Genomic DNA, 9,120 nt, shown 5'->3' on the forward strand with positions numbered 1-9,120 from the left:
TCTCCAATAAAGTTAGTTTGTCTAGCATCTAAAAATAAAAATTGACGTTTCACGTTGTTTGTTTCGTTTAGTTTTCAAAGTTCAATATCGCGTTTCAGCGACTTTTATAATTTAACATTTCTCGTTAAATCTGTCAACAACTTTTTTCTTTCGTTCCTGACGACGCTTATTAATTTACCATACTAATCATTTAATAGTCAACACTTTTAAAAAAAACGCCAAAATAATTTTATCTTGGCATAATATAAAGCTTAATAATCACTAATGCTGCCACACCCGGTAGGCCTAATAAACTCGTTATTGCTGCTGTACCCATGTTAATCGGGATATGAAAATCAAAATATGTCCCTACAACATTTACGATAAAAAGCAACGCTATGCCTAAAGTAACATGAAAAATCACCTTACCTATAAAACGCAATGGCTTAGAGGCAACACCAAAAACAAGAAAAATAAACACTAAAGTAAGAATGCCAACAATAATAATTGTAGAATTCATCTTTTCCTCCTTATGAATGACCTATACATCTATTTGTATGGGACAAGACAATAAAAAAGAACAGTTATCATAAGCGACATCTCTTTCATATAAACAAAATGAAACAACACCTCAGCATTTTAACAAATAAAATAAAAAGGCCTGCTTAGAAAGCAGAACCCTTTACCATTGTTCCATTTTTACAGGACGACGCTTTGCTTCTTTCAACAAGAAGAAATATTTCGCCTCTGCTATCTTCAAAGAACAAATGACATCTTGAGATGGTTCTACACTTTGTTCAACCATTCTCTTCTGACGTAACCACTCATTCTTCACTTTTTCCAAAAGTACAATTAACTTATCATCATACTCTTTACGCAATTTACCCTTTTTTTGAAAGAACATTTTTGTTTCTCCTCTTATACTTCTCTGCGACCTTCTAACGCTTTCGATAGTGTCACTTCATCTGCATATTCTAAATCTCCACCAACTGGCAGACCATGTGCAATACGAGTTACTTTAATGCCTGTAGGTTTTAAGAGGCGGGAGATATACATCGCTGTAGCTTCCCCTTCAATATTAGGGTTTGTTGCTAATATTACTTCTTGTACCGTTTCATCATGTAGTCGCTTTAAGAGTTGCGGGATATTAATGTCTTCCGGTCCAATTCCCTCCATAGGAGAAATCGCACCACGTAACACATGATATACACCTTGATACTCTTTCATTTTTTCCATCGCGATTACATCTTTCGGTTCTTGCACGACACAAACAACTGATTGATCTCGATGCGAATCATTACAAATATAACAAGGATCACGATCAGTAATATGTCCACATACAGAACAATACGCTAAATCTCGCTTCGCATTTACAAGTGCTTTCGCAAAACCTAACACATCATCTTCTTTCATATCTAATACGAAAAATGCCAATCGAACCGCTGTTTTCGGTCCGATACCTGGCAACTTCATAAAACTATCGATTAGTTTTGATATTGGCTCTGGATAATGCATGTATCAATATCCCCCTAGAACATTCCACCTGGTAAGTTTAAGCCTTTTGTAAATTTACCCATTGTAGAGTTTGATAGCTCATCGGCCTTTTTAAGTGCATCATTTGTTGCAGCTAACACTAAGTCTTGTAACATTTCGATATCTTCTGGATCTACAACTTCTTCTTTAATCTTCACTTCAAGAATTTGCTTGTGACCATTTGCAATAACTGTAATCATTCCGCCGCCAGCTGTACCTTCAACTGTTTTTTCACCAAGCTCTTCTTGTGCTTTTGCCATGTCTTTTTGCATCTTTTGCATTTGTTTCATCATGTTATTCATATTTCCCATTCCGCCACGCATCATAATTAATTCCTCCTAATTATTATTACTCTTTTATTTCAATGAGTTTTTGTCCTACTAATTTCACTGCCTCTTCTATAAGAGGGTCTTCCTTTTTCTCCGGGCTTTCTTCAGACTCTCCACCTTCACGTTGTAAAAAGTCTTCACGGATTTTACCCCATTCACTTTTTGGAATGGCAATCATATTTAACCTTTTACTTAGCAATTCAAATAAAGCTTGTTCTACTGTATCCATAGCTTCTCGATTTTCGCTCGCCATCTTACAGTGAATCTCATATTGAAATGCTAAAACGTAAGTGTCATCTGAAGCTGCCACTGGTTCACTATTTTCTAGTAAAACAGCAAACGCTACTTTGTTATATGATTTGAGTCTTCCTAACAACTCACCCCATACAGCTTTTAATTGTTCTAAATCTTGACGCTTCGCTTGTTTTAATACTTCATTTACACGCCCGATAGGAATCTTCATACTTCCTGTTCGTACGGGTTTTGGTGTTGCACGTGTCTCTCTTACTTCCTGTTGTACACCAGCTGGCACACCGTTCTTTTTAACTTGCTCTAACTCTTTCTCCAATTGCTGCATCCTGTTCATAATTGCTTGCAAACGATCCGTACCGTTTGCTTGCATCATAAACTGTTGACACAACTGCACCATAACAACTTCTAAGAAAATACGCGGATGATTTGTCCACTTCATTTCCTGTTGTCCCTTACTAAGGGTATGAATAATCTCATAGATCACTTCCGGTTGCATTTCTTCACTCAACTTACGGAATTGATTATCTACAATTACTCGTTCCAACATATGTTCTAGTTGCGGTGAAGTTTGATATAAAAGCATATCACGATAATAGTAAATGAAATCCTCCATAAAACGAACTGGATCCTTCCCTTTACTCATCATTTCATCTATGATCTGTAATGCTCTTGATACATCATTTTCACGTATGCATTCTACTAAATTGCCTAAGTATTGCTGAGAAACAGATCCTGTTACCGCCAATACATCTTCTGTCGTAACAATCTCATCACTATAAGATATAGCCTGATCAATAAGACTAAGCGCGTCACGCATACCACCTTCAGCAGCACGTGCAACAATTTGTAATGCTTCATCTTCCACTTGCGTACCTTCATTCGTCACGACTGTTGATAATCTCTCAACAATATCATTCACTGATATTTTTCGGAATTCAAAACGCTGACAACGCGAAATAATTGTAGGCGGGATCTTATGAGGTTCTGTTGTCGCCAAAATAAAGATAACATGTCCTGGCGGCTCTTCTAAGGTTTTTAAAAGCGCATTGAATGCACCCATAGAAAGCATGTGAACTTCATCAATAATGTATACTTTATATTCTACAGCACTTGGAGCATATTTTACTTTATCTCTAATATCTCGAATTTCATCTACACCGTTATTTGAAGCCGCATCAATTTCTAATACATCTGAAATGGATCCTTGTGTAATTCCTAAACAAGAAGGACATTCATTACAAGGTTCAGCTACCGGAGCATGTTCACAGTTAATTGCTTTTGCAAATACTTTTGCAATTGTCGTTTTTCCTGTTCCCCTCGGACCAGAAAATAAATAAGCATGTGAAACTTTCTCTTGAAGAAGGGCATTTTGCAACGTTTTTGTCACGTGCTTTTGACCGACTACATCTTCGAACTTTTGCGGTCTCCATGTTCGGTATAACGCTTGGTATGACACGAAAATACGGCCTCCCTCAAAGGTTATTATCTCATTTATTATAACCCATTCTGTTTATAGATTCCAAAAGTTATTTTCTATACAAAAAACTCACCTTTGTATTAAGGTGAGTTTTGTATACATATATAACTGCCGTGCACCCTCCGTCGATTACGTACCATAAGCGTTACTCAAGCAGTTAGCTCGGTTCAGGCACTCCTGCGGCACACGAGAAGACCCGCTTATTGCTGCTTCCTTCCGGACCTGACAAGGTTCACGGGGTCCCGTTGCGCAGGACCCAAACGTCAACACCACTTACTTAAGGCAGACCTTACAGCAACATAACCTCGAGAGGGGATTCGGCCTCGCTAGAGCGGATTGCGAGTATAGGGCACCGCTACCTCCCCGCTTAGCACGGCAAAGTTAAAACCAATATTCGGTTGCCTTCATTAAAGGCATTATCAGTATAACTTGTTTCTTTATAAAATGCAAATACGTTAGTTCCCATTGCTTTTCTCTAATTTTTTTATCGCTTTTCTTTTTTTACGAAGCTCTCTAAAAAAGTTTGTTAACAACGTACCGCATTCTTCCTCAAGTACACCAGTTACTACTTCACATTGATGATTGAATCGTTCATCCGTTAAAAGATTCATCAATGTCCCTGCACATCCGCCCTTCGGATCACTTGCACCATATACAACTCGCTTCACTCGCGATAAAACAATTCCACCCGCACACATTGGACAAGGTTCTAATGTTACATACAATGTTGCATCTTCTAAACGCCATGTCCCTAATTTTTTACACGCCTCATCTATCGCTAGCAACTCAGCATGAGCTATTGATCTTTGCTCAGTTTCCCTTAAATTATGAGCAACACTAATTACCTCACCATCTAACACTATAACTGCTCCAATTGGTACTTCCTGTATTTCCTCCGCCTTTTTAGCTTCTTCTATCGCTAATTGCATAAAATAAATATCTCGATCTTGTTCCATAACATAGTCCTTTCATTACAAATAAAGTACACTTATTTCCATTTACTGCACAGGGGATAACTTTTACAAATTCAATCCACCCTAAAAGAAAAAGAGAGGGATTACATATGAAAAATACCGCCTTGCTCATTATCGATATGATTAATGATTTTCAATTTTCCCACGGACCCATTCTAGCTCAAAAATGCGAAACTATAACAAACCCTATTTTACAATTAAAGAAAAAAATGAAATCCTTCGGCTATCCTATAATTTACGTTAATGACCATTATCAACTTTGGAGATCTGATATCGACCAACTTATTACTCATTGTACAAATAAATATAGTGAAAATATAATCCATAAGATTGCTCCAAGTTCTGATGATTACATTTTTATTAAACCACATTATTCCGCTTTTTATGAAACACCTTTAAATTCATTACTAGGTTATTTAAAAATAGAAAATCTAATATTAACAGGAGTTGCCGGGAATATATGCATCCTATTTACAGCTAATGATGCTCATATGAGAAATTATAAATTGTATGTACCACAGGATTGTATCGCCTCTAACAACGACCAAGATAATATACATGCTTTAAAAATAATGGAAACTACATTGAAAGCAAATATAACATCGTCATCCAAAATAAAATTTAATTAATACATATATCTATTTTCTAACTTTTTATATCAAATTAACCCACTCGCTTCCCTCTTGTGCTACAATAATTCTGTTTTGTGTTTTTAGTAGTCACGGTAAATCACTGATTGAAAGGAGGAAACAGCGTGACCGGAGTACCATTTATCACGGTTGAAGGACCAATTGGTGTTGGAAAAACTTCACTTGCGAAGGAAATTTCAACTCACATGCAACTCCACTTACTAAAAGAGATTGTTGATGAAAATCCCTTTTTAGGAAAGTTTTATGAAGACATCGACGAATGGAGTTTTCAAACAGAGATGTTCTTTCTTTGTAATAGATACAAACAATTAGAAGATATTAACATAAAGTATTTGAATCAAAGGAAACCAGTAGTAGCAGATTACCATATCTTTAAAAATTTAATTTTTGCATCCCGCACATTAAAAGACTCTCAATATGACAAGTACATGCAAATTTATCGTATCCTTACACAAGATATGCCTGTGCCAAATGTCATTGTTTATTTAACAGCTAGCCTAGAAACATTGCAAAAACGAATCGCCTTGCGCGGAAGAGAATTTGAAAAAAACATGGATCCAAATTACTTACTACAGCTCACAAAAGATTATGAAACAGCAATGGATACTTTTAGAAAAGATCATCCGGAGATACCAGTATTGAAATTTAATGGAGACGATATGGATTTTGTAAAAAATCCTGATGATTTAAACGTCATCCTATCTGCCCTTCAAAATACTCTCTTAAAGGAGTCGAAATAATAATGAATTTAAGGCAAAAATATGATATACCCAATGATGCAGTAATCACTATCGCCGGAACGGTAGGTGTGGGTAAATCAACTATGACAACTGCATTAGCTAATGCTTTAGGTTATCGCACATCATTTGAAAAAGTAGATTCCAATCCATATTTGGACAAATTCTATGCGGACTTCACTCGCTGGAGCTTCCACCTACAAGTGTACTTTTTAGCAGAACGATTTAAGGAACAAAAAAGAATTTTTGAATATGGTGGCGGTTTTGTTCAAGATCGTTCCATTTACGAAGACACTGGAATTTTCGCAAAGATGCATCATGAAAAAGGTACAATGACGGAAACTGATTATGAAACATACAAAGGTTTATTTGACGCTATGGTCATGACTCCTTACTTCCCTCATCCAGACTTATTAATTTACTTAGAAGGTTCTTTCGATGATATTGTCGATCGCATTCAAGAACGTGGGCGCCCAATGGAACAGCAAACACCAATTGAGTACTGGAAAGAAATGCATGGACGTTATGAAAACTGGATTAACAACTTTAATTCATGTCCTGTATTACGCTTAAACATTAATGAGTACGATATTTTAAAAGATGGTGATTCAATCGAACCAATCATTAAAAAAATTGGCCATTTTTTAAAACAAACACGTAAACTTGTAAAATAAAAAACCCGTGCATATGCACGGGTTTTCCTATTAAATTACTTCTTCTTTGTTGGAGCAATAATTTCACTCTCAGGTTTTCCTGCATTAATACGCTGACGAACAGTACTTGTACTAATATCGTATGCTTCAGCAATCTCTTTAACAGTCATTTCTTTCCCGTTAATTACTGCCGTTAATACTTTACCTGTACGTTTTGGAGCTGCCTCTTTCTTTACAGCTGGTTTTTCAACCTTTTTTGGTGCCTCTACTTTTGTCTCAGCTTGCTTTACATCACAAGTGCAACCACAAAGTTTACGGAATGTATCATCGCTTATAATGCGTGACACATTTGCACCACTGTTTAAAATTCTATTGTTCTTACAGACAGGACATTGTACATAATATAAAGTTTTTCCATCTAAAGGAAATGTTTGTATAATAAGATCCATGTTGACTCCTTTCATATCTATGAAGATAATCATCGGAATATGAGTGTGTAATAAGGACAAAATTACCTTACACCATACTTTATGATTGGTTTTAAAATAAAAACTCGTTACGTGTTGGTAACGAGTTCTCCAATCTCCACTTATATGCGCTGTTGTCAATTATATCTGGAGGAGGTAGAGGGATTCGAACCCCCGCGCGACTTTCGCCGCCTGTCGGTTTTCAAGACCGATCCCTTCAGCCAGACTTGGGTATACCTCCATATTGACATCAAATATAATATCAAAAGAAAAACAGTTAGTCAACCCTACTAAAATAAATTATGAGGAAAGGAAAATTTTACTTTCCCCTTCCTACATTACAGTACTGACAACGCTCATAATTACCAATCACTCATACCGATGAATGTTTAAATTTACTTAATAACTGTTTTTCCTCCCATATAAGGGCGAAGAACTTCTGGAATTATAATTGTACCATCTTCTTGTTGGTAGTTTTCTAAAATAGCTGCAACCGTACGTCCAATTGCAAGACCAGATCCATTTAATGTATGGACATGTTCTGGTTTTCCATTTGGCTCACGGCGGAAACGGATATTTGCACGTCTCGCTTGGAAAGCTTCAAAATTACTACAAGAAGAAATTTCACGATATGTGCCATAGCTTGGAATCCATACTTCAATATCGTATTTCTTCGCTGCTGTAAATCCTAAATCGCCTGTGCACATGCTCATAACGCGATATGGCAACTCTAATAATTGTAACACGCGTTCTGCATCATTTGTTAATTTTTCTAACTCTTCATAAGAATCTTCTGGTTTTACGAACTTCACAAGCTCTACTTTATTGAACTGATGCTGGCGAATTAAACCGCGTGTATCGCGACCAGCTGAACCTGCTTCAGAGCGGAAGCAAGAGCTAAATGCAGCATATCTTATAGGCAATTGCTCTTTATTTAAAATCTCATCACGATGCATATTCGTTACAGGTACTTCAGCTGTTGGAATTAAGAAATAATCTTCACTTTCAATACGGAATGCATCTTCTTCAAACTTTGGAAGTTGTCCTGTTCCTGTCATACTTGCACGGTTTACCATATATGGAGGTAATACTTCTTCATATCCATGCTCATCAGTATGAAGATCAAGCATAAAGCTAATTAAAGCACGCTCTAATCTTGCACCAGCACCTTTGTAAAATACGAAGCGGCTTCCTGTTACTTTCCCAGCGCGTTCAAAATCTAAAATTCCTAAATCAGTAGCAAGATCCCAATGTGGTTTTGGTTCAAAAGTAAATTCTTTCACTTCTCCCCAAGTACGCGCTACTACATTATCATCCTCTGTTTCACCGACTGGAGCAGACTCATGAGGGATATTTGGAATAGATAACATTAATCTTTCTAAGTCTTCTTCAACTGTGCGAAGTTCGTTATCAAAATCCTTTACTTTTTCTCCAACCTCACGCATTTCTAAAATTAGAGCTTCTGCATCTTTCTTTTCGCGCTTTAATACAGAGATTTGTTGAGACACTTCATTACGTTTACTTTTTAATTCTTCTGTCTGAACAAGTAGTTCTCTTCTTCTCGTATCAAGTTCTTCAAAACGTCCGAAATCAGTTAGATCTTCACCTCTATGCTGTAATTTCGCTTTTACTTCTTCAAAGTTTGTACGTAAAAATTTAATATCAAGCATTATATACTCCTCCTTTTATTTTATAAAACACAAAAAACTCCCGTCCCTATATAAAGGGACGGGAGTTAACCCGCGTTGCCACCCTAGTTGAAAGCATTACCGCTTTCCTCTCAAGTAGAAATAACGGCTCTTCACCGGGAATGCTTACTAATCCAAAAGATGTTCCACATTCCATTCCAGGATGGATTCACAAACTGTTTCTATCGATTTCCACCAACCATCGACTCTCTATAAGAAACAACATTTGTTACTATTTCCTATCAACACGCTTATTTTATAAAATTGTTACCATCAATTTACTATAATCTTATACAAGTTGCAAGTTACTTATACAACTTTTTTCATTTTCGCTTCTTTTACCATTTCAACAAAGTATGCTGTGACACGATGATCATCTGT

Annotated in this window: 11 protein-coding genes, 1 tRNA gene, 1 other RNA gene, 1 pseudogene and 1 other annotated feature; of the genes and pseudogenes, 3 read left to right on the plus strand and 11 right to left on the minus strand. The window is 36.5% G+C overall.

Annotated elements, in window-relative coordinates; translation table 11 throughout:
• Positions 1–229: 229 nt before the first annotated feature.
• The 7 genes from MR167_RS28850 to tadA form a co-directional block, all read right to left on the minus strand.
• Positions 230–499, minus strand: a complete 270-nt coding sequence (locus MR167_RS28850) for a pro-sigmaK processing inhibitor BofA family protein (protein ID WP_001089273.1) — start codon at positions 497–499, stop codon at positions 230–232.
• A gap of 162 nt (positions 500–661) precedes the next feature.
• Positions 662–883, minus strand: a complete 222-nt coding sequence (locus MR167_RS28855) for a YaaL family protein (protein WP_000466019.1) — start codon at positions 881–883, stop codon at positions 662–664.
• A gap of 14 nt (positions 884–897) precedes the next feature.
• Positions 898–1,494, minus strand: a complete 597-nt coding sequence (gene recR / locus MR167_RS28860; RefSeq protein WP_000559169.1) for a recombination protein RecR — start codon at positions 1,492–1,494, stop codon at positions 898–900.
• Between the two features lie 14 nt (positions 1,495–1,508).
• Positions 1,509–1,835, minus strand: coding sequence for a YbaB/EbfC family nucleoid-associated protein (locus tag MR167_RS28865; protein WP_014894853.1), 327 nt, complete (start codon positions 1,833–1,835; stop codon positions 1,509–1,511).
• A gap of 25 nt (positions 1,836–1,860) precedes the next feature.
• On the minus strand, positions 1,861–3,549 hold the full coding sequence (gene dnaX / locus MR167_RS28870; RefSeq protein ID WP_242316067.1) for a DNA polymerase III subunit gamma/tau: 1,689 nt from the start codon (positions 3,547–3,549) through the stop codon (positions 1,861–1,863).
• Positions 3,550–3,681: 132 nt separating this feature from the next.
• An RNA gene (gene ffs, locus MR167_RS28875) (signal recognition particle sRNA large type) lies at positions 3,682–3,946 on the minus strand.
• Between the two features lie 79 nt (positions 3,947–4,025).
• Complete coding sequence (gene tadA, locus MR167_RS28880) at positions 4,026–4,526, minus strand: tRNA adenosine(34) deaminase TadA (protein WP_000434339.1); 501 nt, start codon at positions 4,524–4,526, stop codon at positions 4,026–4,028.
• Between the two features lie 107 nt (positions 4,527–4,633).
• Between tadA and MR167_RS28885 the strand changes: the two genes are divergently transcribed.
• The 3 genes from MR167_RS28885 to MR167_RS28895 all read left to right on the plus strand — a co-directional run bounded on the left by MR167_RS28885 (position 4,634) and on the right by MR167_RS28895 (position 6,605).
• Positions 4,634–5,173: a cysteine hydrolase family protein gene (locus tag MR167_RS28885; RefSeq protein ID WP_000798738.1), complete on the plus strand. Its 540-nt coding sequence runs from the start codon at positions 4,634–4,636 to the stop codon at positions 5,171–5,173.
• A gap of 125 nt (positions 5,174–5,298) precedes the next feature.
• Complete coding sequence (locus tag MR167_RS28890) at positions 5,299–5,934, plus strand: deoxynucleoside kinase (RefSeq protein WP_000148217.1); 636 nt, start codon at positions 5,299–5,301, stop codon at positions 5,932–5,934.
• A gap of 2 nt (positions 5,935–5,936) precedes the next feature.
• Positions 5,937–6,605 (plus strand): deoxynucleoside kinase, encoded by a 669-nt coding sequence (locus tag MR167_RS28895; RefSeq protein ID WP_001053585.1) that lies wholly within the window; start codon positions 5,937–5,939, stop codon positions 6,603–6,605.
• Between the two features lie 35 nt (positions 6,606–6,640).
• On the opposite strand, the gene MR167_RS28900 is transcribed toward MR167_RS28895, so the two are convergent.
• The 4 genes and pseudogenes from MR167_RS28900 to MR167_RS28915 form a co-directional block, all read right to left on the minus strand.
• Entirely contained in the window at positions 6,641–7,033 is a 393-nt protein-coding gene (locus tag MR167_RS28900) for a sigma factor-like helix-turn-helix DNA-binding protein (RefSeq protein ID WP_000364195.1), read from the minus strand.
• Positions 7,034–7,199: 166 nt separating this feature from the next.
• Positions 7,200–7,292: transfer RNA gene (locus MR167_RS28905), tRNA-Ser, on the minus strand.
• 154 nt (positions 7,293–7,446) lie between these two features.
• Positions 7,447–8,721 carry a serine--tRNA ligase gene (gene serS / locus MR167_RS28910; RefSeq protein WP_000884174.1) on the minus strand — a complete coding sequence of 425 codons (1,275 nt, stop codon included), beginning with the start codon at positions 8,719–8,721 and terminating at the stop codon, positions 7,447–7,449.
• A 51-nt stretch (positions 8,722–8,772) separates the two neighbouring features.
• Positions 8,773–8,994: a binding site (T-box leader), on the minus strand.
• Between the two features lie 54 nt (positions 8,995–9,048).
• Positions 9,049–9,120 (minus strand): annotated as a pseudogene (locus tag MR167_RS28915) (pyridoxal 5'-phosphate synthase glutaminase subunit PdxT); the annotation flags it as partial.

Source organism: Bacillus cereus group sp. BfR-BA-01355 (assembly GCF_022663675.1).
Taxonomy (GTDB): Bacteria; Bacillota; Bacilli; order Bacillales; family Bacillaceae_G; genus Bacillus_A; species Bacillus_A thuringiensis_S.